Annotated in this window: 23 protein-coding genes; 6 read left to right on the top strand and 17 right to left on the bottom strand. The window is 67.9% G+C overall.

Annotation, left to right across the window (positions count from 1 at the left end):
* Positions 1 to 66 precede the first annotated feature (66 nt).
* The 3 genes from QGN30_RS07970 to QGN30_RS07960 all read right to left on the bottom strand — a co-directional run bounded on the left by QGN30_RS07970 (position 67) and on the right by QGN30_RS07960 (position 3,386).
* The gene (locus QGN30_RS07970; protein ID WP_043955835.1) at positions 67 to 1,221 is read right to left on the bottom strand and encodes a ferredoxin reductase; all 1,155 of its coding nucleotides are present in this window, start codon (positions 1,219 to 1,221) and stop codon (positions 67 to 69) included.
* A 133-nt stretch (positions 1,222 to 1,354) separates the two neighbouring features.
* Positions 1,355 to 1,870 (bottom strand): DUF6912 family protein, encoded by a 516-nt coding sequence (locus QGN30_RS07965; protein WP_009957351.1) that lies wholly within the window; start codon positions 1,868 to 1,870, stop codon positions 1,355 to 1,357.
* 94 nt (positions 1,871 to 1,964) lie between these two features.
* Positions 1,965 to 3,386 (bottom strand): WS/DGAT/MGAT family O-acyltransferase, encoded by a 1,422-nt coding sequence (locus tag QGN30_RS07960; RefSeq protein ID WP_095562876.1) that lies wholly within the window; start codon positions 3,384 to 3,386, stop codon positions 1,965 to 1,967.
* 229 nt (positions 3,387 to 3,615) lie between these two features.
* On the opposite strand from QGN30_RS07960, the gene QGN30_RS07955 reads away from it, so the two are divergent.
* A complete protein-coding gene (locus tag QGN30_RS07955) occupies positions 3,616 to 4,128 on the top strand; it encodes an Rv3235 family protein (protein ID WP_095562877.1) in 513 nt (170 codons plus the stop codon).
* A 56-nt stretch (positions 4,129 to 4,184) separates the two neighbouring features.
* On the opposite strand, the gene mddA is transcribed toward QGN30_RS07955, so the two are convergent.
* The 7 genes from mddA to QGN30_RS07920 form a co-directional block, all read right to left on the bottom strand.
* Positions 4,185 to 4,949: a methanethiol S-methyltransferase gene (gene mddA, locus QGN30_RS07950; RefSeq protein ID WP_026071227.1), complete on the bottom strand. Its 765-nt coding sequence runs from the start codon at positions 4,947 to 4,949 to the stop codon at positions 4,185 to 4,187.
* Positions 4,950 to 5,040: 91 nt separating this feature from the next.
* Positions 5,041 to 6,597: an HD domain-containing phosphohydrolase gene (locus QGN30_RS07945; protein ID WP_009957354.1), complete on the bottom strand. Its 1,557-nt coding sequence runs from the start codon at positions 6,595 to 6,597 to the stop codon at positions 5,041 to 5,043.
* A gap of 33 nt (positions 6,598 to 6,630) precedes the next feature.
* The gene (locus tag QGN30_RS07940; RefSeq protein WP_009957355.1) at positions 6,631 to 7,377 is read right to left on the bottom strand and encodes a hypothetical protein; all 747 of its coding nucleotides are present in this window, start codon (positions 7,375 to 7,377) and stop codon (positions 6,631 to 6,633) included.
* Between the two features lie 157 nt (positions 7,378 to 7,534).
* On the bottom strand, positions 7,535 to 10,363 hold the full coding sequence (gene secA, locus QGN30_RS07935; RefSeq protein WP_009957356.1) for a preprotein translocase subunit SecA: 2,829 nt from the start codon (positions 10,361 to 10,363) through the stop codon (positions 7,535 to 7,537).
* Between the two features lie 194 nt (positions 10,364 to 10,557).
* Entirely contained in the window at positions 10,558 to 11,238 is a 681-nt protein-coding gene (hpf, locus tag QGN30_RS07930) for a ribosome hibernation-promoting factor, HPF/YfiA family (protein ID WP_014380956.1), read from the bottom strand.
* Positions 11,239 to 11,542: 304 nt separating this feature from the next.
* Complete coding sequence (locus QGN30_RS07925; RefSeq protein ID WP_014380957.1) at positions 11,543 to 12,175, bottom strand: ComF family protein; 633 nt, start codon at positions 12,173 to 12,175, stop codon at positions 11,543 to 11,545.
* 55 nt (positions 12,176 to 12,230) lie between these two features.
* Positions 12,231 to 12,644, bottom strand: coding sequence for a cupin domain-containing protein (locus QGN30_RS07920; protein WP_042792090.1), 414 nt, complete (start codon positions 12,642 to 12,644; stop codon positions 12,231 to 12,233).
* Between the two features lie 173 nt (positions 12,645 to 12,817).
* Here QGN30_RS07920 and QGN30_RS07915 point away from each other — a divergent pair, with 173 nt between their 5' ends.
* The 3 genes from QGN30_RS07915 (at position 12,818) to QGN30_RS07905 (ending at position 15,657) form a co-directional block, all read left to right on the top strand.
* Positions 12,818 to 13,729, top strand: coding sequence for a LysR family transcriptional regulator (locus tag QGN30_RS07915; RefSeq protein WP_042792091.1), 912 nt, complete (start codon positions 12,818 to 12,820; stop codon positions 13,727 to 13,729).
* Between the two features lie 134 nt (positions 13,730 to 13,863).
* Complete coding sequence (locus tag QGN30_RS07910; RefSeq protein ID WP_051472960.1) at positions 13,864 to 14,898, top strand: methyltransferase; 1,035 nt, start codon at positions 13,864 to 13,866, stop codon at positions 14,896 to 14,898.
* Between the two features lie 105 nt (positions 14,899 to 15,003).
* Positions 15,004 to 15,657 (top strand): hemerythrin domain-containing protein, encoded by a 654-nt coding sequence (locus tag QGN30_RS07905; protein WP_248923214.1) that lies wholly within the window; start codon positions 15,004 to 15,006, stop codon positions 15,655 to 15,657.
* A gap of 11 nt (positions 15,658 to 15,668) precedes the next feature.
* On the opposite strand, the gene QGN30_RS07900 is transcribed toward QGN30_RS07905, so the two are convergent.
* From QGN30_RS07900 to QGN30_RS07885, 4 genes are read right to left on the bottom strand one after another with little or no spacing between them, the layout of a single operon-like run.
* Positions 15,669 to 16,472, bottom strand: coding sequence for an enoyl-CoA hydratase/isomerase family protein (locus QGN30_RS07900; protein WP_042792093.1), 804 nt, complete (start codon positions 16,470 to 16,472; stop codon positions 15,669 to 15,671).
* The gene (locus QGN30_RS07895) at positions 16,466 to 17,296 is read right to left on the bottom strand and encodes an SDR family NAD(P)-dependent oxidoreductase (protein WP_042792094.1); all 831 of its coding nucleotides are present in this window, start codon (positions 17,294 to 17,296) and stop codon (positions 16,466 to 16,468) included. The genes QGN30_RS07900 and QGN30_RS07895 overlap by 7 nt, the downstream gene beginning before the upstream one ends.
* The gene (locus tag QGN30_RS07890; protein WP_051472961.1) at positions 17,293 to 17,979 is read right to left on the bottom strand and encodes a TetR/AcrR family transcriptional regulator; all 687 of its coding nucleotides are present in this window, start codon (positions 17,977 to 17,979) and stop codon (positions 17,293 to 17,295) included. The genes QGN30_RS07895 and QGN30_RS07890 overlap by 4 nt, the downstream gene beginning before the upstream one ends.
* Complete coding sequence (locus tag QGN30_RS07885; protein WP_042792095.1) at positions 17,979 to 19,691, bottom strand: class I adenylate-forming enzyme family protein; 1,713 nt, start codon at positions 19,689 to 19,691, stop codon at positions 17,979 to 17,981. Before QGN30_RS07885 ends, QGN30_RS07890 begins: the two co-directional genes overlap by 1 nt.
* Positions 19,692 to 19,822: 131 nt before the next feature.
* Between QGN30_RS07885 and QGN30_RS07880 the strand changes: the two genes are divergently transcribed.
* Entirely contained in the window at positions 19,823 to 20,653 is an 831-nt protein-coding gene (locus tag QGN30_RS07880; protein WP_014385662.1) for a class I SAM-dependent methyltransferase, read from the top strand.
* 49 nt (positions 20,654 to 20,702) lie between these two features.
* On the opposite strand, the gene QGN30_RS07875 is transcribed toward QGN30_RS07880, so the two are convergent.
* The gene (locus QGN30_RS07875) at positions 20,703 to 21,914 is read right to left on the bottom strand and encodes an NAD(P)/FAD-dependent oxidoreductase (RefSeq protein ID WP_042792096.1); all 1,212 of its coding nucleotides are present in this window, start codon (positions 21,912 to 21,914) and stop codon (positions 20,703 to 20,705) included.
* Between the two features lie 265 nt (positions 21,915 to 22,179).
* Here QGN30_RS07875 and QGN30_RS07870 point away from each other — a divergent pair, with 265 nt between their 5' ends.
* Positions 22,180 to 22,800 carry a sigma-70 family RNA polymerase sigma factor gene (locus QGN30_RS07870; protein WP_051019801.1) on the top strand — a complete coding sequence of 207 codons (621 nt, stop codon included), beginning with the start codon at positions 22,180 to 22,182 and terminating at the stop codon, positions 22,798 to 22,800.
* Positions 22,801 to 22,835: 35 nt separating this feature from the next.
* On the opposite strand, the gene QGN30_RS07865 is transcribed toward QGN30_RS07870, so the two are convergent.
* On the bottom strand, positions 22,836 to 23,504 hold the full coding sequence (locus QGN30_RS07865; protein WP_051472962.1) for a hemerythrin domain-containing protein: 669 nt from the start codon (positions 23,502 to 23,504) through the stop codon (positions 22,836 to 22,838).
* A 193-nt stretch (positions 23,505 to 23,697) separates the two neighbouring features.
* Positions 23,698 to 25,323, bottom strand: a complete 1,626-nt coding sequence (locus tag QGN30_RS07860) for a GMC family oxidoreductase (protein WP_051472984.1) — start codon at positions 25,321 to 25,323, stop codon at positions 23,698 to 23,700.
* Between the last annotated feature and the right edge of the window lie 47 nt (positions 25,324 to 25,370).

Genomic DNA, 25,370 nt, shown 5'->3' with positions numbered 1-25,370 from the left:
CGTTTGTTCGGTACTAGACCTACGCTATCGTAACCTACGAATCCGTAGGTTACCTGTGAGTAGCCTTTAAATGTCGAGCACGCAATCGCCGGACGCGGCCGACACGCAGGTCTGCACCCGGGTCCCCGGGTCGTGCTCCTGGCCGGTCCGCAGGTCGCGGACGTGGCCCTCCACCAGGCCGACCACGCAGGACTGGCAAATACCCATGCGGCACCCGAACGGCATCTGCACGCCGACGCTCTCCCCCGCATCCATCAACGACGTCGCGGCGTCGGCGGCGACGGTGCGTCCGCTTTGCGCGAAGGTGACCGTCCCGCCCGCACCGGCGGGCGCGGCCTTGGACACCGCGAAGCGCTCGAGATGCAAACGCTCGGCGATGCCCGCGGCCGACCACACGCGCTCGGCCGCGGTGAGCAGGCCCTCCGGCCCGCAGGCCCAGGTTTGGCGCTCGCGCCAGTCCGGCACGTCGGCGTCCAGCGCGGACAGGTCGAGCCGGCCCTGAGTGCGCGTCTCGCGCAGCTGCAACCGATAGCCCGGGTGGTCGGCCTGCAGCGCGGCCAGCTCGCCGCGAAACATCACGTGCGATTCCGTGGGGGCCGAATGCAGGTGGGCGATGTCACCGATTTGGTTGCGGCGCACCAGGGTTCGCAACATCGACATCACCGGCGTGATCCCGGAGCCGGCGGTGAGGAACAGGATCGAGGCGGGCGCGGGGTCGGGCAGGACGAAGTTGCCCTGCGGCGCGGCCAGCCGGACGACGGTGCCCGGTTCAACGCCGGCCACCAGGTGCGACGAGAGGAATCCCTCCGGCATCGCCTTGACGGTGATGGTCACGGTGCGCGCCGAACCGGAGCGCGCGGGCGTCGCCGCCGGGGTCGAGGTCAGTGAATACGACCGCCAGCGCCAGCGCCCGTCCATCAGCAGTCCGATGCCGATGTACTGGCCCGGCTGGTAGTCGAAGTTGAAGCCCCAACCCGGCTTGATGACCAGGGTCGCGGAGTCCTCCGTCTCGCGACGCACCTGCAGGACGCGTCCTCGCAGTTCGCGCGCCGACCAGAGCGGATTGGCCAGGTGCAGATAGTCGTCGGGCAGCAGCGGCGTCGTGATGCGCGCGGCGAGCTTGCGCAGGGCGTGCCAGCCGGGATGCCGGTCGGCACCGGCGACCACGGGCCGCTTGGTGTCGACGACGTTGCCCGCGATCGATGGGTTCCGTTTGCCCAGAGGAAGCTCCTGCTCACGACGTGGCGCTTTACTTACGCTCACATTGTGATCGATTCTGTGTGCTTCACGAAACCTACGGTACCGTAACCTACGGTGTCGTAGCTAGCGCTAGGGGCGGGAATGCCTCACAGCGTCACATCAGCTCCAGCAAAAACGGCAGCTCCTGGTTGGCGTACCAGGCCAAGTCGTGGTCTTGCGCGTCGCCAACGATCAGCTCGGCGTCCTCGTCGCCCAGGTCCGCGGCGTCGACGGCCTCGATGGCCCTGGCCACCGCCTCCTCGGCACCTGCGTTGTCGACGTACGCGGCGATCACGTCCTCGATCGGGACCGCGCCGGGCAGCCTGACGACGGCGTCGTCGAGGTCGGGACGGTAGGTGACCCCGGATGCGTCGAAGTCGACGTCGGCGGCCAGCACCGCGCGGCGCGGCGGCCGGGAATCCGAGGGCGCTTCGCCCGCCAACAGGCGCAGAGAGGCCAGCGCCGCCTCGCGCAGCGCCACGTCGGCGAGCTCGTCGTCGTCGCCCGCGGCGTAGGCCTCGCGCAACTTTGGCGTCAGCGCGAACGCCGTGCCGCTGACCGGACGCAGCGAGCCGTCGGCGACGAGCTGCTGCAGCATGGCCAGCGTGGCGGGGATGTAGACGACGGTCATGTTGGCTAGATCGGCGTGGAGGCGTCGGAGATCTCGGGCGCGGCTGGTTTCACAGCAACGAAGGATAGCCGCACGCAGGGGTTTTCACCGCCGGCTACGACCGGGAAGCCTCCAGCAGCTCCTCGAGTGCCTGCCTCAGCAGTCCCGGCAGCAGGTCGACGTCGCTCATGGCCTCGCGGTCGGCGTTGATTCCGTAATAGAGCATGCCGTTGTACGACGTCACCCCGATCGCCAGCGCCTGGTTCTGCAGCAGCGGCGGCACCGTGTAGGTCTCCAGCAACTTGGTGCCGGCGACGTACATCTGCGACTGGGCCCCCGGCGCGTTGGTGATCAGGAGGTTGAACGTGCGCTTGGAGAAGCTCGGGAAACTGGTCGCGACGCGGATTCCCATGGCGTGCAGCGTGGGCGGGGCGAACCCCGACAGCGTGACGATGGTCCTGGCGTCCACCAGCTGGGCGGCCGTCGGGTTGGACTCGGTGGCGTGCGCGATCTGCGAGAGCCGCACCACGGCGTTGGGCTCCCCCACCGGCAGGTCGACGAGGAACGGCATGACCTGGCTGATCGCCTGGCCGGGGCCGCTCGCGTCGAGGTCGCCGTCGTCGTACACCGACAGCGGCGCCATCGCCCGCACCGTCGCCGTCGGCGACACCGCCACCCCACGCGACATCAGCCAGTTGCCCAGCGCGCCGGCGATCACCGCGAGCACCACGTCGTTGACGTCGCAGTCATAGCGGGCGCGCACGGCGCGGTAGTCCTCGAGGCTGCCGGTGGCGACGGTGAACCGGCGATGACGCGAAACGGTGGCGTTGAGCGGGCTGCTGGGCGCGTCGCCCCGGGCCAGGTTGCGCACGAAATCGAACGCCCGGCGCCCGGCGCCGACGAGCTCGCCGTAGTTGGTCACCAGGCCGCCGATCGCGGACCCGACGGCCTGCAGCTGCGCGCTCGGACCGGTCAGCCACTCACCGATCGCACCCAGCACCAGCCGGGTGTTGCCCGGGTCGCGTTCCGGGATCCAGATGTCTTCGGGGGCCGGGGGCGGGCGCCTCGTCCGGTCGCTGATGACGTGGTTGATCTCCAGCGCCGCCATCCCGTTGATCAGGGCTTGATGCGATTTGGTGTAGAGGGCGAGCCGGTTCTTGGACAGGCCCTCGACCAGGTACATCTCCCAGAGCGGCCGCGACTTGTCCAGCGGCCGCGCGGCCAGCCGCGCGATCAGTTCGTGCAGTTGACCGTCGCTGCCCGGCGAGGGCAGCGCCGAGCGCCGCACGTGATAAGTGATGTCGAAGTCGGCGTCGTCGATCCACACCGGCCGGGCCGTGCCGACCGGCACCTCGCGGACCTTCTGCCGGTAGCGCGGGATCTGGGGCAGCCGCTGCTCGACGGTGGCCAGCAGCGTCTCATAACTCAGCCCGGCCCGCGGACGGCGCAGGATGGCCAGCGATCCGACGTACATGGGGGTGGCGGTGTTTTCCAGCCGATAGAACGACGCGTCCGGCGGGGACAACCGGGTCACCATACGGCGCAGTCCTCCTCGTCGATTCATCGCCCTGTCGCCTCAAACGATGTCTGGCCAACGGTAATCGTCCGGCCCGCGGCGCACGTCGGCATGGGGACGCGCGATGGCGACTTATGCCATGATGACGACTGTCTGCCCCTCTCCAGCAGGCTTCCGGTCCGGCCGAGAAGTTGGAGAGTGCGCGTTGAACACTAGCCCCGTTGCGAATCCATCCGGCGCTTTCACCGTTATGCCGGTCGTCGACTACGAACCGGAAACCCAGGATGTGCCGCGCACCGTCCCGTCGTGCCGGCCGTCCTCGCGCACTCCGCTACGCCGCCGCGGCGGCCACGCCACGCCCCGGTCCTACACCGGGCAACTCAGCAGAGCGCCGGCGCCGGTCATGTCCGCGCGGATGCGCCAGGCGGCGACCTTCGCCGACGCGGCGCTGCGGCGCGTGCTGGAGGTCATCGACCGGCGCCGCCCGGCCGCCCAGCTGCATCCGTTGCTGTCGCCCAGCCTGGTGGATTCGGTTGTCGCGGTGGGGCGTTCGGTGGCCGTGCGGGCGCCCGGCCACGCGGGTGCCGCCGTGTTGCGGCGCATGCGACTGCAGCCGGCGGGCCACCGGGACCCGGACGCGGCCGCCGAGGTCTTCGGCTCCTACAGCCGCGGGAACCGAGTCCACGCCATCGCCTGCCGGGTGGAGCAGGTGGGCGCGGCGAGCGGCGCCCGGTGGATGGTCGTGGCCCTACACATCGGGTGACCGCACCGGTCACCTCGCAGCGAGCGGCCGTCCGCGGTGAACCGCTCGCCCGAAAGCTAATGCAGCTCCGCCGGTTGGGCCGGGTCGCGCCGCGGGCGGTGTCCCAGCGGCAGCAACATCGGCACCCGGCGACGGTAGTCGCGATACTGCTCACCCAGCGCCTCCACCAGGTCGTGCTCCTCCAGGTGGGTGGCGACCAGGATGTAGCCCGTCATGGCGACCGAGAACAGCAGGTGTCCGGCCGTCATCGTGGGCACCGCCCAGAAGACGATCACGAAGCCGAGCATGAGCGGGTGGCGCACCAACCGGTACAGCATCCGGGCGTGAAAACCTATGTGCGTGTAGGGTTTTCCGCGCCACGCCAGATACACCTGGCGCAGGCCGAACAGGTCGAAGTGGCTGACCATGAACGTCGCGGCCAGCGCGATGGCCCAGCCGAGCCAGAACAACGTCCACAGCGCCAGGCGCCCGGCCGGTGGCCGCACGTCCCAGACGACGGCCGGCATCGTCCGCCATTGCCAGTAGAGCAGCACCAGCACGACGCTGGACAGCACCACGTAGGTGCTGCGCTCGATCGGCGATGGCACGATCCGCGTCCACCACGCCTTGAACGACGGCCGCGCCATGACGCTGTGCTGGACGGCGAACACGGCAAGCAGCCCGATGTTGATCAGCACCGCCTCACCGATCGGCGCCGGCAGGCCGTGATCGACGGTTCGCGGCACCCAGAAGTTTCCCAAGAACGCCACGAGGTACAGAAATGCGGCAAGAAAGAGCAGGTAAGCGGCGGCGCCGTAACCGACAATCAAGAATCGCTTCATTCGCTGATTGTGCGCCTCGCCGGCGCGTTTGAACATGGGGCGGATGCCTCATTTTCGGCCGCGTACGGCACGTTTCCAGACGCCCGTCGGGTTAGCTGGGCACCGGGTTCACCAGGCCGTGCCGCAGCGCGTACATGCTGGCGCCGATGCGGTTCGAAACGCCGATCTTGGCGTACGTCCGCTCGACGTGATTGCGGGCCGTTTTCTCGCTGATCACCAGCGACGCCGCGATCTCCTTGTTGGACGCGCCGCGGGCGACCAGGCACAGCACCTCGACCTCCCTGGGGGTCAGCCGGTCCGGCCGCAGGTTCGGTCGTTGCGCGGGTTGTCCGGCCGCGTGCAACACCGCTTCGACCGCGACCGCGTCGAGTTCCCCGGCCTGCGCACGCCCGCGCAGCCGGCGGGCCGCCGCGCCGGCCGACATCGGCTCCCGGTACGGCCTCGGCTCGCGGGCGGACTGGTAACAGACGGCGGCGGCCAGGATGCGATCCGGCATGTGCAGCGCGGGCCCGGCCAGCCCACGCGGATATCCCGAGCCGTCGAGGCATTCGTGGTGATTGCCGGCGACCTCGGCCAGCCGGCCCAGGCCGGGGACCTGGTTGAGGATGCGCACCGTCAGATACGGGTGCAGCCGTACCCGCTCGAATTCCGATGCGCTCAACGGGCCTTGCCGCGACCAGATGTGATTCGACACCCCGATGCGGCCGAGGTCATGGACGTGGCCCGCGCGCCGGGTCAGCGCCACCGCGTCCGTGTCCATTCCGGCGGCCAGCGCGGCGTCGCCCGCGAGCCGGGCCACCGCGCGCGAATGCCCAAGAGTGAACGGGCATTTCAGGTCGACGAAGTCGCCCAGCGCGACGAGCAACGCGTCCAGCGACGCATCGTCAAGCCGCTGATGGCGATCGGGCGCCTCACCCAGCGCCGCCGCCCACGCATCGCCTGCGGGCGGTCCGGCCAGGATCGCGTCGGCGTCGCGCAGGAACGCGTCGGCGACCCGGGGATCGAACTGCCCGCCGCGCCGGCTGCTCACCATGGCCACGGCGCCGGCGACGCCGTACGTGCGGTGATGAACCTCGACCATGTCGGCGAGCTGCGCGATGCGCATCTGGATGGGGATGGTCTCCCCCCGCGCTCCCGCGGGCAGCCCGCCGCCGTCGTAGCGCTCGAAGGCGAACGCGAGCGCGGCCTGCACGTCGGGACTCAACCCGATCCGGTCGGCCAGCAGCGCCGCCGACGCGCAGTGCGAGTGGATCAGCCGGGAGATGTGACCGCGCGCGTTGGCGAAAAGCGTTGCCAGCACGGCCATTCGATGCGCGAGGGGCTGGCCGCGGCCGACGTTGCTCGCCAGGAAGCGCAGGTACGGGATCCCGGACCAGTCGACCAGATAAGAATCGTGGCGGACGGCGATGTCGTCGCCGAACCAGCGCGCGTATTCGTGGGAGTCCGCGTGGCAGCCGACCCACATGATCAGCGTGGTGTAGTAGGCGCAGTCGCGCTCGTCGGCACACAGCCCGAGCCGGTCGGCGAGCCGGGTCGCGATGAGCGCCGCGCGCAGCATGTGCTCGGCGGGTTGGCCGAGGCCGAGATCGATCGCCACCGACAACGCCGCGAGCAGCTCCGCCCGCGTCGGTAGTTCGGACTCTGGCATGAGCCTCATTGTGCCCAGCCGGCGGCCGCGGGGTCACCCGATTGCGGCGGTGCGCCGCACGGCCTCGTGCCGGGCGGCGTCGAAGCTGTCGAAATGCCCGGAGCCCACCGCGAACACGCCGCGTTGCGGCGGCCGGAAGCCGGCCAGCCGCGCCTGCGGGCGCAGCGGCCCCACCGGCCCGAGGTCCACCTCGCGCAAGACCGCGCGCGAGTGTCCCACCGCCCACACCTGTGCGGGCGCGATCATGAATCGCTGGCCGTTGGGCGCGGTTCCGGCGAGCCGGATCCGGCCGGCCCGCAGCGTCGGCCCGGCGATGCGGCCGAGGACGGCCAGGGCCGCCCGGTTGGTCCACGCCCAGGCGGGCAGTCGCGCGCCCACCGCGCTCATCAGTCGCGTCGACCACGTGGCGTGCAGGTCGATCTGCCAGGCCAGCAGCCCCGGGATGGCGACGAACAACGACCACGGGGTGACCCACGCGACGTCGATGTCGCACTGGACCGCGTCGCGGCTGGTCGCCGCGCTGAAGAAGCGGGCGCAGCTCTGCGGGCCCGGCGTGGTCGCGTAGAAGGTCCAGGCGCCGTGGGGGTCGCGGTGCCACACCGAGCGATAGCCGGGCGAGAACGACGTCGCCGGGAACTGCCGCAGCGCCAGGTAGTGCCCGCTGGCGAAGGGGAGCCCCAGCACGCCGAATCCGACGAATCGTTCGTCATCTCCGGCGGGCAGGACGGGGTGGTGCAGGACGGCGGTGGCGGCGTCGAGGGGGGTGCGTGCTGTGGTCATCCCTGGATGGTCCGCGCGGCCACCGCCCCGGCGCATGGGGCGGATGCCTCAAATTCGGCGCGCCCGGTTCGCGAGCGCCCGGCCAGTCGGGCGTTGGGCCGCGAGCGCCCGGACAGTCGGGCGGCGGGCGGAAAGCCGGAAAGGCGAATGCGCCCCGCTAGCGCCGCTTCACCGATTTGGGTGGCTTGGCGCCGCGGCCCTGTTGGCGCGCCGCCGCTCGCCGCTCGCGGCGGCTGGCCCCGGCGGGAACCCCCGCCGGTGTCTTGGCGTCACCGCCGTTGCGCTGCACCTGCGCCGAGCCGTCCTCCGAGGGGCCAGAATAGGTGAGGGCCGGCGCCTGGTTGTCAATCCCCTTGGCGCGCAGCGTACTTGGGGCCTCTTCGCGCACGGCGGTCGTGGTACCGCCCTGCTGGGCGGCTGCGGCGGTGGCGAATTCCTCGAGCCCTTCGGGCGCCTGGACCGGTGCGACCTGCGGGGTGGGCACCGCCTCGACGGTCACGTTGAACAGGAAGCCGACCGACTCCTCTTTCATGCCCTCGAGCATGGCCATGAACATGTCGTAGCCCTCGCGCTGGTATTCGACCAGCGGGTCGCGCTGGGCCATCGCGCGCAGCCCGATGCCCTCCTTGAGGTAGTCCATCTCGTAGAGGTGCTCGCGCCACTTGCGGTCGATGACGTTGAGCAGCACGTTGCGCTCCAGCTGACGCATCGCGCCCTCGCCCGCGATCTCCTCGAGCTCGGCTTCCCTTGCGGCATAAGCGTTTTCGGCGTCTTTCAGCAACGCCTCGAGCAGCTCCTCGCGGGTGAGGTCGTCGCGCTCGGAGTCGGCGTCGTGGTGGGTCAGCGGCGCATGGTCGATGCCCACCGGATACAGCGTCTTCAGGGCCGTCCACAGGGATTCCAGGTCCCAATCCTCCGCGTAGCCGTCGGCCGTCGCGCCGTTGACGTAGGCGGTGACCACGTCGCGGACCATGTCCAGCGCCTGCTCCTTGAGGTTCTCGCCCTCCAGGATGCGGCGGCGCTCGGCGTAGATCACCTTGCGCTGCTGGTTCATCACCTCGTCGTACTTGAGGACGTTTTTGCGGACCTCGAAGTTCTGCTGCTCCACCTGGGTCTGGGCGCTCTTGATCGCGCGGGTGACCATCTTCGCCTCGATGGGCACGTCGTCGGGCAGGTTCAGCCGGTTGAGCATCGCCTCGAGCGCGGCGCCGTTGAAGCGGCGCATGAGCTCGTCGCCCAGGGACAGGTAGAAGCGCGACTCGCCCGGGTCACCCTGCCGGCCGGAGCGGCCGCGCAGCTGGTTGTCGATGCGCCGCGACTCGTGCCGTTCGGTGCCCAGCACGTACAGGCCGCCGGCCTCGATCACCTCTTCGGCCTCCTTGGAGGCCTCCTCCTTGACCTTCGGCAATTCCTCGTGCCACGCCGCTTCGTACTCGTCCGGCGTCTCCACCGGGTCGAGGCCGCGCTCACGCAGCCGCTGGTCGGTGAGGAAGTCGACGTTGCCGCCCAGCACGATGTCGGTGCCTCGACCGGCCATGTTGGTGGCCACGGTGACGCCGCCGCGGCGGCCGGCGACCGCGATGATGGTCGCCTCCTGCTCGTGGAACTTCGCGTTGAGCACGTTGTGCGGGACGCGGCGCTTCTGGAACTGCCGCGACAGGTACTCGGAACGCTCGACGCTGGTGGTACCGATCAGCACCGGCTGGCCCTTTTCGAAGCGCTCGACGACGTCGTCGACGACCGCGATGTACTTGGCCTCCTCGGTCTTGTAGATCAGGTCGGACTGGTCGGCGCGGATCATCGGCTTGTTAGTGGGGATCGGCACCACGCCGAGCTTGTAGATCTCGTGCAGCTCGGCCGCCTCGGTCTGGGCGGTACCGGTCATCCCGGCGAGCTTGTCGTAGAGCCGGAAGTAGTTCTGCAGGGTGATGGTGGCCAGCGTCTGGTTCTCGGCCTTGATCTCGACGTGCTCCTTGGCCTCGATGGCCTGGTGCATGCCCTCGTTGTAGCGGCGGCCGTAGAGCACGCGGCCGGTGAACTCGTCGACGATGAGCACCTCGCCGTCGCGCACGATGTAGTCCTTGTCGCGGTTGAACAGCTCCTTGGCCTTCAACGCGTTGTTGAGGTAGCTGACCAGCGGCGAGTTCGCGGCCTCGTAGAGGTTGTCGATGCCGAGCTGGTCCTCGACGAACTCCACGCCGAGCTCGTGCACGCCAACGGTGCGCTTGCGCAGGTCCACCTCGTAGTGGGTGTCCTTTTCCATCAGCGGAGCGAGCCGGGCGAACTCGAGGTACCAGTTGGAGGCGCCGTCGGCGGGGCCGGAGATGATCAGCGGGGTGCGGGCCTCGTCGATCAGGATGGAGTCGACCTCGTCGACGATGGCGAAGTTGTGTCCGCGCTGGACCAGGTCGTCGAGCGAATGCGCCATGTTGTCGCGCAGGTAGTCGAACCCGAATTCGTTGTTGGTGCCGTAGGTGATGTCGGCGTTGTAGGCCACCCGCCGCTCGTCGGGCGTCATCTGGGCGAGGATCACGCCGACGTCCAGCCCGAGGAAGCGGTGCACGCGGCCCATCCACTCGCTGTCACGTTTGGCCAGGTAGTCGTTGACGGTGACGACGTGCACGCCCTTGCCGCCGATGCCGTTGAGGTAGGCCGGCAGCACGGAGGTCAGGGTCTTGCCCTCACCGGTCTTCATCTCGGCGACGTTGCCGAAGTGCAGCGCGGCCGCGCCCATCACCTGCACGTCGAAGGGGCGCTGGTCGAGCACCCGCCAGGCCGCCTCGCGGGCGACGGCGAAGGCCTCGGGCAGCAGGTCGTCGAGGCTCTCGCCGTCGGCGTGCCGCTTCTTGAACTCGTCGGTCTTGGCCCGCAACTCGGCGTCGGTGAGCTTCTCGATCTCGTCGGACAAGGTGTTGACGTAGTCAGCCACCCGCCTGAGACGCTTGAGCATGCGACCTTCGCCAAGGCGCAGCAACTTCGACAGCACAGCTATGTCCTCTACGGTTTGATCGCCCGGCTCCTCCTCATCGCGCTACGCGCTCTGCATCGTCACCGGGCCGGATCGGAGTCTTTGGCGACACCCATCCTAGGTGACGTCGCTCTTTGGGCGCCGAACGTCGACTTCTTGCGCCAATTTGCTTGAAATCTCGCAATAAGTCGACGTTCGGCGGGGTGACGGGATCAGCCCAGTCGGATCAGGCCGTAGTCGTAGGCGTGGCGCCGGTAGACCACGCACGGCCGCTCGGTGTGCTTGTCGTGGAACAAGAAGAAGTCGTGCCCGACGAGCTCCATCTCGTAGAGCGCGTCGTCGACCGTCATCGGCGTGGCCGGGTGCTCCTTGGTCCGCACGATCCGTCCGGGTTCGTGGTCCTGGTCCACGCCGTCAATCGATGCGCCGTGGTCGACGGGCGCCTCGGGCGCACCGCGCGCCGGTTCGGGCGGCGGCACCGCGGTGGCGGCGGCCAGCGAGACCGGCGTCTTGTCGCCGTAGTGGACCTTGCGGCGGTCCTTGACGCGGCGCAGCCGGCTCTCCAGCTTGTCCACCGCGGACTCGAACGCGGCGTAGAAGCTGTTGGCGCAGGCCTCCGCTCGGCTCACCGGGCCCCGGCCACGGGCGGTGATCTCCACGCGTTGACAGGATTTGCGCTGCCGCCGGTTGGGAGCGTGTTTGAGCTCGACATCGAAGAGGTAGATGGAGCGATCGAACCGCTCGAGGCGGGCGAGTTTTTGGGAGACGTACAGGCGGTAATGATCGGGGATTTCTACGTTGCGGCCTTTGAACACAACGTCGGCGGTGGTTGTCGGCTGGGCTTGCCCATCGGGGGCGGAGGGAGGTTGGTCCAGAATCTGACCGGAATCCACGGATAGCCTTGACATACGTGACAACTCATTTCTCTTTACACGTCGCACGCGCGTTGCGTGCCCGGCTGGCTTGATGCGCCGACGAGGTGAGAGCGGTTCGAGACTGGCTACCGCCGCAGGCTGCCCGCCGGTGCAAGGTGTCGATTACTCACCCCTTCCCGCAAGTGGGGCTCAACCTGGGAATATCCCGACCAAGTGAGTCAATGAATGTTGATTCCGACGTTAGCTCGTGTTCGCCTACCCATGCCACTAATTTCGCAGAGCTGTTGCGAGTTCTTCACAACCTCTTGGCCGGTTCACACCCTCACGCGGCGGCGATCGTCAGCACCGCGACGACCCGGACCCCCGCGGCCTGAAGGACGCGCACCGACTCGCGCGCCGTCGCCCCGGTGGTGACGATGTCGTCGACGACCATGACGTCGGCGGCAGGCGGCCGGCCGCACAGCACGACCCGGCCGGTGATGTTGCGTTCCCGCGCGGCGGTGCCCAGCCCCACCGAGTCGCGGGTCAAGGCCTTGATCCGCAGTGCCTGGGCCACGCCGATCTCCGGGTGCTGCACCACCGCGGCGCGGGCCAACCGGAGAACGGGGTCACCGCCGCGCCGGCGCGCGGCCGAACGCCGGGTCGGTGCCGGCACGATCGTGAGCGGGGTGTCGAGGATCCCCCACGACAGCAGCCGGTGCACCCCGAGAGCCAGTGCGCGCGCCAGCGGCGCGACGAGATCGGCCCGGCCGTGTTCCTTGAGCGCCAGGATCGCCTGCCGGCGGGCGTTGGCGTAGCGGCCGAGCGCGAACACCGGGACGCCCGCGTCGATGCGCGGGTTCACCACGTGCGGCTCGTCCGGCCTGACGGCCAGCTCCGTGGCGCAGGCTTCGCACCACCGGGACGACGGCGCGCCGCAGCCGCCGCATTCGGCCGGCAGGATGAGATCGAGCACGCCGCCAGTGTGGCGGGCGGGGCCGACATCGCCGGCCGATGCCGCGGCCGGGGCATCACTCCCGGCGCGCCTTGACCCTGCTGTCGCGGCGCCGCTCGAGTTCGTCGTCGTCGACAAAGGTCAACATCGGTTGACCGGGCGCACACATCATCGTCGCCAGGAAGCGCAGCGGCGCGTCGGCGCGGTTGTTGGCGTCGGAGTAGTGGATGACGTCTCCCCCGAGCTCCCAGAACGCCTCACCGGCCTTGATCACTCGCGGGGCCTCGCCCTCCAGCTCGAAAAGCATTTCGCCCTCGAGCACGTAACCGAAGACCGGCCCGCCGTGGCGGTGCGGCGCGATGCCGGGGCAGCCGGGCGGGTAGTCGACCGTCACCGTCATGACCTCCGCGTTGGCGGGCAGGAAGGGTGGGGTGACGCACTGAACCACGGTCAGCGCGTCCAGCGGCGCCCCGACGTCATCGATCGACATTGCATCCTCCTCGGCCGAGCCGGACTCGTTCGGTCCGCCCGCTCGAATTCGATAGCTGTGCAACGAAATACGCGGGGCGTGGTTCGTCCCCCTTTAGGACAGCAGCTCGGGGCCATCAAGTCCAATGATCGGTTTCGATATGTTCCTTCTCGCAAAGAGATAACATGTCGGGGATGGAACTGCGCCAACTGGAGTACTTCATCGCGGTCGCGAGCGAAATGAACTTTTCACGTGCGGCGCAACGAGTCCACGTCGTTCAGTCCGCCCTGTCCACCTCGGTGAGCAAGCTGGAAAAGGAACTCGGCGTCGAACTGTTCGACCGATCCAAGCAGCAGATCAAGATGACCCCGGCAGGCGAGCTGTTTCGAGAGCATGCGCGCCGCGTCATCCACACCGCCCGGCTGGCCAAGGATTCGATGGACGACTACCGCGGCGAGCTGTCGGGAACCGTCGAGATCGGATCGCTCATATCCTTCGGCCCGCTGGATGTCCCGAAGATCCTGGGGGACTTTCACCGCACGTACCCGTTCGTCCGAATCATCCTGCGGCTGAGCCCGACTGGCTCGATGCCGCACGTCTCGGCCATTGCCGACGGTTCGCTCGACCTGGCGTTCGTGTCGGCACCCGATCGGTTCCCGGCGGGCGTCGAGATGCGGCTCCTCTGCGAGGAGCCGATGCTCTTCGTCTGTCGGCCCGACCATCGGCTGGCGCAACGCAAGCACATCGCCATCGCCGAACTCGCGCACGAGGACCTGATCGGCTTCCCCGCCGAATTCGGCTTGCGCCGCGTCGTCGAGAACGCATTCAGGGCCGCCGGCGTCACGCCGCGCACACCCTATGAAGCGGCGGTCAACTACTGGATGGCGGCCGGCTTGGTGCAGCACGGACTGGGCACCATATTCATGCCCGCCAGCGACGCCGGCCGCTTTCCGGACCTGCGCGCGGTCCCGTTGCAGCCCGAGATCGTGTGGCCGGTCTTCCTCGCCACGGGTGGGCGAGCGCAGATCGCGCCGGCCGCCACCAAGCTCGCCGAGATGCTACTCGCGGCGGCGCCGCGGCCGCGACGCAGGTCCAAGGACAAATAGCCTTATCCAGCAGCATCTTTCGCGCCCCGCTGTCGACATCCACGCCCGCGGGACGGTGTGCAATTAATTCTTCCCGGGTGGTGTTCGGTGTAGGCAACTGACCATGCACCGGACACGACTCGAGGAGACAGCAAGTGCCACAGGGGGAATCGACACAACTCGACCAGGCGGACATCGAGGCACGGGTGCTCGACACCGTCTACGGCCACTGGCGCAGCCAGATCCTGCGCGCGTTGGCCACGCTCTCGGTGGCCGACCACCTCGCCGACGGTCCCCTGACCGCCGCGGAGGTGGCCGCGCGCGAGGGCAGCCTGCCCGACCGCACCTACCGCCTGATGCGGGCGGGCGTGGCCATCGGCATGCTCAGGTCGACCGGACAGGGACTGTTCGAGAGCACGCCGCTGCTCGAGGCGATGCAGAGCGGTGCGCCACGATCGCTTCATCCGATCATCATGGGATTCACCGCCCCATGGCACACGCTGTCGGTGCGGCTACTGGCGGACGCGATCCGAACGGGTATCCAACCGGCGACCACCGCACTGGGAACAGACCTGTTCACCTTCCTGGAAGAAAACCCGGAGCAGGGGCGCGAGTTCTCCGATCTCATGGCGGCGCTGACGGTGCACTGGGCGGGCGACGTCGCCGACCGGCTCGACACGACCGACGTCCGGTGCGCGATCGACGTCGGTGGCGCCACCGGCAGCCTGCTGCGGCAGCTGCAGGGGCGCAATCCCCAACTGCGCGGCGTGATCTTCGACCGACCCAATGTTGCCGAGAAGGTCGCCCAGTCGATCGCGGCGAGCGGTCAGGCCCAGCGGCTTGACGCCGTCGGCGGTGACTTCTTCGTGGCGGTGCCGCCCGGAGACCTGTATCTGCTCAAGATGGTCCTGCACGACTGGGATGACGAACACTGTGTCACCATCCTCGATCGGTGCCGCGAAGCGATGGAACCCGGCGGCCGGGTCGTTATCGTCGAATGGATCATGGGCGATCCCGATGACCCGGGTTTCGCCGCGTTGATGGACCTCAACATGCTGACGTCGTGCCAGGACGGTCGGGAACGCACGCTGGACGAGTTCGACGCATTGCTGCAGGGCGCGGGCCTGCGGCGCAGCGCGATCCATCGTAACCCGCTGGGACACAGCGTGATCGAGGCGCGCGCGAAATGATGCGCATACCCAACGACGAGCATTGGTATCCCCGCAACGCAAGGAGAGTTTCCGGCTATGGCTCAACTCGGTAGGAGGCACGAACCCTTCCCCGCGGCCCCCGCGATGGCCGACGTGCGTGACATGTACCTGATGCACGACACGCTTCGGCGCGAATTCCGCCTCATGCCAGGACTATTCCAAGGTGTCGTCCGGGGCGACACCAGACGCGCGGCAGCCGTCGCCGCGCACGCCGACCTGCTGTGCCGCCTGCTTCACGTGCACCACGAGGCCGAAGACGCCGTTCTGTGGCCGATATTGCGCGAACGGGCAGGGACACAGGCCACCGTTGTGGTGGCCGCGATGCAGGAGCAACACGCGGCCATCGACGCCGCTCTGGCGCGGGCGGCCGAACTGATGCCGATCTGGCGAGCGACCGCGCGGCGAGGAGCCAACCTTGCCGATGTGTTCGACCATCTGTTCACCGTGCTCGTCGAGCACACCGTGATGGAGGAAGAGCAGGTCCTTCCGCTCGCCAAACGCTGTGTCACGGCGCAGGAGTGGAAGCAGATGGCAAAGCACGGCATGCACTCCTTCTCGGCCAAGGACCTGCTGCTGTGTTTCGGTCTGATGATGCATGAGGGCGACCCCGACGTCGTCAAGGGAGCGCTCGACGATGCACCGCTTGCCGGGCGAATCCTGATACCGCGCCTGGGCAAGCGGGCGTTCGCCTCCCACGCCAAGCGGGTGCACGGCAACGCCGCCGCACAGGACCGTTGACCGCGGCGCGTCTACCGTCCCTGAAAGTCGGGTGTCTCGCCCGCGAGGAACGCGCGTTGGCCCCGGGTCCAGTCGTCGGACTTGCACAGGTAGCTGAAGGTTTCCGTCTCGAACGGGATGTTGTCGTTCAACGGCCGGCCGATGCCCCGAAGAATCGTCTGCTTGGCGGCGCGCACCGCCAACGGACCGTTGGAGGCGATCGTCTCGGCCAGGGCGAGCGCCTCGGGCATGAGCTCCTGCGGGTCGACGATCTTGGTGACGAAACCGATTCGGAGCGCTTCCTCGGCGTCGTAGATCCGTCCCGTCAAGATCAGCTCCATCGCCCGGCCCAGCCCGATGATGCGTGGCAATCGCGAACACCCCCCGTCACCGGGCATCAGACCCCACTTGATCTCCTGATGCCCAAAGCGTGCATGCGGCACGGTGATTCGGATATCGCAGAACTCCGCCAGCTCGTGCCCCCCGGCGATGCAGTCGCCGTTGATGGCGGCGATGATCGGGGTGTTGATCGTGTAGCCACCCGAGATTCCCGCCCACCCCGGCCCTTCCCAGGCCCGGCGGCGGTTGTCCTCGTCGCTGGCGGCGCGAATGTGCGGGATGAGTTTTTTCAAGTCCGCGCCGGCCGAAAACGCCGGACCCGCGCCGGTGACGATGGCGACACGGATGTTGGGGTCCGCCTTGATGCGGTCCCAGGCGGCCAGCGTGGCGGCGGAGAGTTCGCGGTCGAACGCGTTGCGTTGCTCCGCCCTATCGAGGGTGACGACTGCGACGTGCCCTCGCTCCTCGTATTTCACGACGTTGGATTCAGTCACCATGTCATGCCCCCGATCTGGCCACCGCTGACGGTCAGCACGTGGCCCTGGACGTAATCCGAAGCGGGCGAGGCCAGCCACGCGACGGCCTCGGCGATCTCGGCCGGCGATCCGACGCGCCCCAACGGATTGGTGGCCAACGCGCTTTGGCGCACCGCCGCGGAGATGCCGAGTTGGTGTGCGCGGCCGGCCACCTCAATGCGGTCGCCGGCATCGGTGGCTGCGGTCAGCCGGGTTTCGATGAAGCCGGGGGCCACGGCGTTGACGTTGATGCCGAGGTGCCCCCACTCCTTGGCGAGCGCCTTGGTCATGGCGATGGTCGCGCCCTTGGCGGCCGAGTAGTTGACCTGGCCGCCCTGCCCCATCAGTCCGGCCAGCGAGACCACGTTGACCACCTTGCGATGCGAAAGCCTCTTGGCCGCAAGCTCTTCCTTGGCCGCGGTGCGCATCGGCTGTGCCGCCGCGCGCAGCAGCCGGAAAGGCGCGACGGTATGGATGTCGAGCATGGCCTGGAACTGCTCGTCCGACATGGTGTGTATCGGGCCGTCCCAGGTATATCCGGCGTTGTTGACCACGATGTCCAACCGGCCATGGGCCCGCACCGCGGCGTCGACCACGGCGTCGGGCGCGCCGGCGGCGGTGAGATCGATGGCCACGGCGGTTGACGGGCCCGCAAGTTGCGCTGCCGCCGAACGCAATTCGGCGCGGTCGACGTCGGCCATGACGACGATGGCGCCCGCCGCCGACAGGCGCCGGGCGATCGCGGCGCCGATCCCGCGGGCGGCCCCGGTGACGATGGCGACCTTGTCCGCGAGGTCCTCGCTCAACGCGGATCTCCCGACTCGGTCGCCGGATCGAGCGCGGCGGCGAGCAGGTCGGCGGCGAGCTGCAGGGTCGCGGTGTGTTGGGCGTGGCCGCCGGTGCGGTTCTTGATGTCCTCGACCTGGATGGTGCCGACGACGATGCCCCAGATGACATCGGCCAGCGGGGCCACGGGCACGTCGCGAATCAGTTTGAGTTGCACGGCGGTCCGAAGGATCGAGCGCGCCAGGGTGAAGTCCTTTCGACCCTGGGTGTCAAGCGCCGCAAGGGTGTCCGGGTCCAGCGTCTCGACCAGCCGTGTCTGGTGCAGCAGCTGGGTGAGCCGGAAGCGCTCGGGGTCGGAGCGGTACGGCGTGAGGACGGCGTCGAGGAAGTGGCCGATCAGCTGCGGGCAGCTGCCGATCGCGCCGGCCTCGAGGTCGCGCTGCAGCGCCTGCAGTTGCGAACCGATGTCGGCGAAGACCGGAAGCATCAGCGTGAGCAGCAGTTCGTCCTTGGTGCGGAAGTAACCGTAGAGCGTCGGTTTGGTGATCTCGGCGCGCAGCGCCACTTCCTCCATCGTGGAACCGGCGAACCCGCGGGTGCTGAAGGTCTCTTGGGCGGCCGCCAGGATGCTGTCCCGTCGCGCGTTGCGTTCGCGCTCGCGGCGACGCCGCGCCGCCACCGACAGCTCGTTCGCGTTCGGCATCACTCCCCCGTCCGTCGTGTCGGCAGTTCACGTTTGAGAGTCTTCCCCATCGAGTTCTTCGGCAGCGACGCCACGATCTCGACGCGGCGGGGCACCTTGATCGCCGCCAGGTGCGCGCGGCAGTGGGCGTCGACATCGGCGGGCGTGACGTCGCCGACGACGAACGCGACGGGAATCTCACCGCGATAGGGATCGCTCTCGCCCACGACGGCGGCCTCGGCGATCCGGGGATGCCGCAGCAATGTCGCCTCGATCTCCGCCGGAGAGACGTTGTAACCCGAAATCACCAGAAGGTCCTTTTTGCGGTCGACGTAGTGCAGGGCGTCGGCGTGGTCGACGTAGCCGATGTCACCGGTGCGCAGCCACCCGTCGGCGCCGAAGCTCTCCAGGGTGTCCTCGGGCCGGCCGAGATAGCCCCGCGACACCTGCGGGCCGCGAAACTCGATGTCGCCGTTGGTCCCCCGTGCGGCGACGCGCCCGTCGACGGTCACCCGGACCTCCCCGACGACGGGCACTCCGAGCGTATCCGGGGTCGGTTTGCCGGGCAGGGCGTTGAACGTCCCCAGGCTGTTGAGTTCGCTCATCCCCCATCCGCCGTGCAGGTCGAGTCCGCTCATCGCCTTCCACCGCCGCGGCAAGTCGGCGGGGATGGGCGCCGCGCCCGTCGCGCAGATTCGCACCCCCCGCAGGGCGGCGCGCTCCACACCGCGCTGCACCAGGGCCGCGTACAGCGTGGGCGGACCGAAGAGCACATTGGCGGCGTGCTGCTGGACGCACCCCATGAAGTCGCCAGGCTCGAACAACGGACGCGGGATGACCGTGCCGCCGCGAACGAACGTCGGCAGCGAGTACACGAAGAAGCCACCGGTGTGAAACAGCGGCAGGATGGACACGGTGACCGGAGTGCTCACGCCCGGCATGGCCGCGGTGTGGGTGATGGCGTTGTGAATCAGGTTGTAGTGACTCTGCAGCACCCCTTTCGGGCGACCGGTGGTGCCCGCCGTGTAGACGATCTGGCCGACCTCCACGCGCACGTCGCCGACCTCAGCGGGATGCATCCGCGGGCGGGTCTTCATCATCTGGTCGAGAAGATTTGGCGCCGAGGAGTTTTCAGCCTCGTCCGACGAGGGCCACCATGCGTCCAGGCCGGGATAGGGGGCGAAGCCGGGATCGGCCAGATCGGCGATCGACACCGTGAACACGCTCGTGCGCGCGGCACCAACCGTTGCCCGCTCGACGACGGGCAGCAGCTTGTCGAGGCAGACGATGACCCGTGGCTCGGCGTCGTCGAGCACGAACCGAAGCTCGTCGGCGCGGTACATGACGTTGACGCCGCAATGCACGGCGCCGAGCCGCGCGAGAGCGAAGAAGACTATCCAGTGCATCGCCGAGGTGGGCACCATCACCGCCACCACGTCCCCGCGACGCACCCCGTTGCTCTGCAGCACGGCGGCCGCGCGACCGACGAGGGCGTGCAACTCGCCGTAGGTGATGGTGTGACCGAGGTAGACGATCGCCGGCGCGTCGGGCCGTTGCCCGGCGTTCGCCCGCACGATGACATCGACGGTCTCCTCCGGTATGGGCGGAAGCGGTTCGGCCCAGTCCGGATCGAACATCACATAGGCGTCTTCCGCCCGATACCGCTCGGCCTCTCCGAGCCACTGTTCGGGGTAGCCCAGTTCCTCGTAGAACTTGCGTGTTTCGACCTTCATTTAACGGATCGTAAAGTATCCGACCAGTCGTCGGCAAGCGGATTCAAATCAGGGTTGCCGGGGTTATGGGGAGGTAGGTCGGGAAGAACCCGCGCCACAACTACGACGCAGAAAGTGACTCGGAATCGTCTATGAGCAACGCACCAAGCTTTCAAGGGCCGGATGACGGCAGCTACGTGCTGGGTCACGTCGATCGCGAAGTCCGGCGGCTCCTGTTGCAGGGCAGGCTGTATGACGACTACACCACCTACGTGCTGCAGCTGGCGGGCCTGCGACCCGGGATGCGGGTGCTCGACATCGGTTGCGGCCCCGGCGATGTGTCGTTCATCGCCTCGCGCCTGGTGGGGCCGACGGGACGGGTGCTCGGCGTGGATGCCTCCTCGGACATCATCGAGTTCGCCCGCGCCCGGGCCCGCGAGCACGGTCTGAACAATGTCGGATTCGAAGCGACCGCGATCGCCGATGTCTTCCTCGACGAGCCCGTCGACGCGGTGATCGGACGAATGATCCTGATGTATCTTCCCGATCCGGTCGAAGCGCTGCGCCGGCTCGCCACGATGGTGCGCCCCGGCGGCGTCATCGCCTTCTGCGAAATGAACTCGGCGGTGGCGGGCAGCCTGCCGGACCTGCCGCTGTGGCGTTCGCTGGTGGACAGTGTCGTCCAGGCCTTTCGGTACGCGGGCTGTGACACAACCTTCGGCGTCAAGCTGGACGCGGTGTTTCGCCGCGCCGGCCTGGGAGCGCCACGGGTGCGGCTGGGCGCGGTGGGCGGCGACACCGACGTCGCGATTCAGCTGGCCGAGACGTGGCGTTCGATGCTGCCCGTGGCCGAACGCGCGGGCCTGGTCTCGGAGGAGCTGGCCGATCTGGACACGCTTGCGCAGCGGTTGCTCGATCAAGCGGCCGCCGCGCAAGCCATCACGATCACGCCGGCGCTGATCGGCGCCTGGGCGCGCGTATAGGTGAACGGTGGCGTGCGCGCGATCTCGGCCGGCGCACGCCACCGTCGCCTCACGCCGTGGGCGCGGCTTGCCGGACGACCTGAGGCGCCCTCGCGTCCCGGTCCCCGGAAGGCCAGCGGAAGGCGCCGGGCTTGCGGGCTTCCTTGGTGATCACCTTGACGGTGCTGCGGCAGACGAATTCCTTCACCGAGGCCGCCAGCTTGCCCACCAGATAGATTCGTCGGGGCGTGTCGTCGCGGTAGGACAACTGAATCGTCCCGTGCCGGCGCCCGATGCTGATGTTCTGCCCGACGAACGCCTGGTTGATGACACCGGGCTGTTTGCCCTCGATGCGGTCGAGCACCGTATTCGCCGCCTTCGCGCCGAGCGGAAGCGCCGCCTGGCAACCCATCCGCAGCGGTTGATTACTCGGTGCCGCAGCGTCTCCCGCCGCGACGATGCGGGGATCGTCGATGCTGGTGAGGGTTTCGTCCGTGACCAGGCGGCCCAGTCCGTCGGTGCTCAGTCCGCTGCGGGCGGCCAGCTCGGGCACCCCGAAGCCGGCGGTCCACACCGTCAGCGCGCTGGGCAGCTCACGCCCGTCGGTCAAGCGCACATAGCCGGCGTCGACTTCCGCGACCACGGCGTCGTCGAGCACCTCGACGCCAAGACGGGTGAGTTGTCGCCGCACGGAACGGCGGGCCTTCTCGCCGATGGATGGGGCCAAGGTCCCGCCGCACAACAGCGTCACGTGGACCGTGGGTCGTTGTTCGGCGAGTTCGGAGGCCGCCTCTATCCCCGTCAATCCGCCGCCGACGACGCAGATCGAAGCGTCCGCCGGTAAGCCGGCGAGGACCGCGCGCACTCGCTCGGCCTGTTCGAGTTCGGCGATGGGGTAGGCGAATTCATGCGCCCCCGGCACCGAGGCCGGTACCGCGCCGGTGCTGCCGACGGCATAGATCAGGTAGTCGTAGGGCAGCGTTTCGCCCGACGCCAACTCCACGCGGCGGTGGCAGAAATCGATGCGCTCCACCGTGCCGACGATCAATCGCACGGTCTTGCCGAGCATGGCCGCCAGATCCCTCGTGGCCTCGCCACTGCCGGCAACCATCTCATGCAGTCGGATGCGCTCGACGAAGATCGGCCGGGCGTTGACGACCGTGATGTCGACATCGGGGCGCTGTTGCAACCGATTGGCGGCCAAGGCGCCCGAATAGCCGCCGCCGATCACGACCACCCGGTGCTTGCGGAACGAAAGTGGTTGCGTGGTTTTGTTTTTCATGACCGAACCTCCTCGTGGGTTTCTGTGGGTCTCTATGCCTTAGGACACCGTGGCTCGGCTTGTTGTGACACCACACGCCTTTGTGTGTCCCGTTTCACGTGCAGTCCGTCGACCGATGGAACACCGGACCAGCGGCTTTGATTGCGTGGCAACCAGTCATCTCATCTAGAGATAGAACAGATCACAACCGTTCATTGGACAAGATGGCTTTGGCGAGGTCTGATGGAAGTACCTGCCCACACCCGACGATCACGAGGTGACGATCATGCCGTCCTCCGCAACGCATCCGGACCCCCGGGGTGTCGACGATCTCGTTGCGCGGTTCGAGCACGAGGCACTGCCGCTGCTCGATCAGCTGTATCGCGCGGCGCGCCGGTATACCCGGACGCATGCGGACGCGGAAGATCTCGTCCAGGAAACCATGCTCAGGGCCTACGCGGGATTCCCCTCATTCAAGGCCGGCACCAACATCCGCGCATGGCTGTTCACGATCATGAACAACACCTGGATCAACAACCACCGCACCGCATCCCGACGGCCGAACGAGTGGTTGTCCGGCGAAATCGGCGATGTCTCCGTCTCGGTCCGGACGCGGTACTCGCACACCGGTCAATTGTCGGCGGAATGCGAAGCGCTCGAATTGCTCGGCGACGACGAGGTTCGCGAGGCGCTACAGAAACTTCCCGAGGGGCAACGGATGGCTCTGTACTACGCCGACGTCGAAGGGCTGCGGTACAAGGAGATCGCGGCCGTGCTCGACATGCCGCTGGGGTCGGTCATGTCTCGCATCCACCGGGGGCGTCAGAACCTGCGAAAGTTGCTGGCGAATTTCGCGATTCAGCGCGGATACCTTCGCGAGCCGGACGACGCGGTGATCGCCGCGTAGGAGAGCGGCGACTCGGCTGGTCCCGCGTCGCCGGGCTACGTTCTGCTTTCAACTCGGGCGCGATAGCGGGCCGTAACGTGTCGTACGCACAACCTCACCAGCAACCTCTGCGGCGGCGGCATGCCGGCCAGGAAGCGTCGCCGCTCTTCGGTTGTGCTGGCCTCGAGAGCCATTCCGACAAAGGCGATACCGAACCACACATTGCGGCCGTTGAGAAAGGCAGCGCCTCGCTCCGTCACCGCGCGCCACTCGGCGTCGGTGACGTTCTCGTTGATCAGCGGAACGGCCCGTTCCTCTTCGGCATTGAGATGGTCACCGACCAGATCTGCGAGCGACGTCATCTCAGAGATCAACGCCTCCGCGGCCCGCGATTGGGACGGAGTCGAATCGGCTGTAGCAATCCATTGGGCCAGCCATCGTTCGACACTGCCCGCCAACTTCGCTATCAGTGCGTGCTCGGTCTCCATACGGTGGACGTCTTCTGCGCGCAGTGGTACCCGGGCGTGCAGCGTCGGCCACAGCAGTTCGTCTTCGGCGATGTGGTGGTGATGCAACGCCGCCAGAACGTTGGCGATGTGGCCGGCTACCACCTTCCGGCGCCTCCGGTCGCCGGGTCGCACCGAGCCGATCAGCTGGGGCGCGAGTTGGAGCTGGTCGCGGAAAACTCGGTGAACCAAGGCCATCTCGAACGCATCGGTAGGCATTCCCTACTCCCCTCGGGCTCGCGCCGGTGACCAACTGCGCCGCCGGCAAGGTGATCCGTCCGCGATCTCATCGGACGGCTTCTGGTGAACATCACGGCCGCGCATGCGAGCCTTCTATTGGGGGGGACGATGGTCTGCCTCGTGATCGAAAGGGACACGACGCATCTGGGTATGGCGATCTCTAATAGCATTGCTATGAACCACGTTTGGACGGCATAAAACGTTCGGACGTGTCCGCGAGCCCATGCTCCGCCCTGATCGCTTGGGCCGCACGCTCGCCGATGACCACGCAGGGCGCCATGGTATTGGCGCTGGTGATTCTGGGCATGATGGAAGCGTCGGCGACGCGCAGGTTTTCGATTCCGTAGACCTTGAGACTGCCGTCGACGACGGCGAGCTGATCGCGTCCCATCTTGGCGGTACCGACCAGGTGCCAATAGGTGACCGCGGCGTCACGCAGGTAGGACGCGAGATCTTCGCCTCTGAGATCGCCCGGCATGACCTCACGCGTGAAATACCTGTGCAACGGCGCGGAATTGCCGACTCTGCGCATCCCCTCAACGCATTTCACGGCCAGGCGCAGATCGTCGGGATGCGATAGGCCGTTGTGTATGACCCGAACGGGAGCATTCGGATCGGGACTGGTCAGCTCGATATGGCCGCGACTTTTGGGATGCGTGATCGCGCCCAACATGGTCCAGCCGTTATCGGGCAGGCCGAACCGGGCGCTGTTCTCCGGCGTGGTCATCAGGAGCGCCCCTTGGCAGGCAAACAGCTGCGGTTTGTCCGAGCCGTCGTCACCGGGCCAGAGCATGACAGCGTCGCCCGGCTGCTCGGCAGGAGGGCCGGCGGGGATTTCCCAGATGCATGAGAAGCCAAGGTGGTCCTGCAGGTTTTGACCGACACCGGGCAGGTGCTGTTGCACGGGTATGCCCAAGGGACGCAACCCGCCTTGGTCGCCGACTCCAGACAGCATGAGGACCTTGGGGGTATGGATTGCGCCCATCGACAGCACGACCTCGGTGCCGCAATGAAATCGCCTGACTTCGTCGCGGTGACAGATCTCGACGCCCGTCGCCCGGCCGCGATCAATGATCACCCGGCGCACCAATGCGTTAGCCAGCACGGTCAGATTCGGCCGGTCCATGTAGGGATATGTGTAGGAGCGAAAGACCGATTGTCGGTTGCCGTGGCGAGCTGTAACGTCGAAGATCGCGGCCCCGCCCTTGCTCTCCATCATCGGACCGTTCGGATGGTCGAAGCGCGAGATGCCCAGACAGCCGGCGGCTTCGAGCACCACGGCACTAGCGGGATGGGGGTGGGGTTTGGGTTGCACGAAGATCGGCCCGCCCCTTCCCCGATATGCGCCGTCGGGGGCGCCGTGCCAATCCTCGATACGGCGATAGATGTCGAGAACCGACGCGTAGCTCCACGCCATGTCCCCCGACTCGGCGGCGAAGAAATCCCAATCCGCCCGGTGACCGCGGACCCAGGCCATCAGGTTGATGCTCGAGCCCCCACCGAGCACCTTGCCCATCGACAGCGGCAGCGTCCGGCCGTTGAGGTGTTCGTTGGGTCCGGCCACGAAAGCCCAATCCGTCACCCCGCCAAGGTTCGTATGCCAAAGACGCGACTCCGTGACACCGGGCATGTCGTCGCCGCCGCCGGCCTCCAGCAACAACACGCTCACCGTTGGGTCCTCGGCCAGCCGGCGGGCGACGACGCAGCCCGACGAGCCCGCACCGCAGACGATGAAGTCGTAGTCTTGCTTCAGCGCGGCGGCGAGGCGCTCGTGGTTCGCGCGCACACGCCGGTCCATTTCGTGGTCCACGTCCGGCCGCGCATGAGTCGGCATAGTCATCCTTC

This window comes from Mycobacterium sp. 3-98 (genome assembly GCF_035918355.1).
Lineage (GTDB): Bacteria > Actinomycetota > Actinomycetes > Mycobacteriales > Mycobacteriaceae > Mycobacterium > Mycobacterium intracellulare.
The sequence above is the reverse complement of the archived record's forward strand: the minus strand, read 5'-3'. Positions and strand labels throughout refer to the sequence as shown.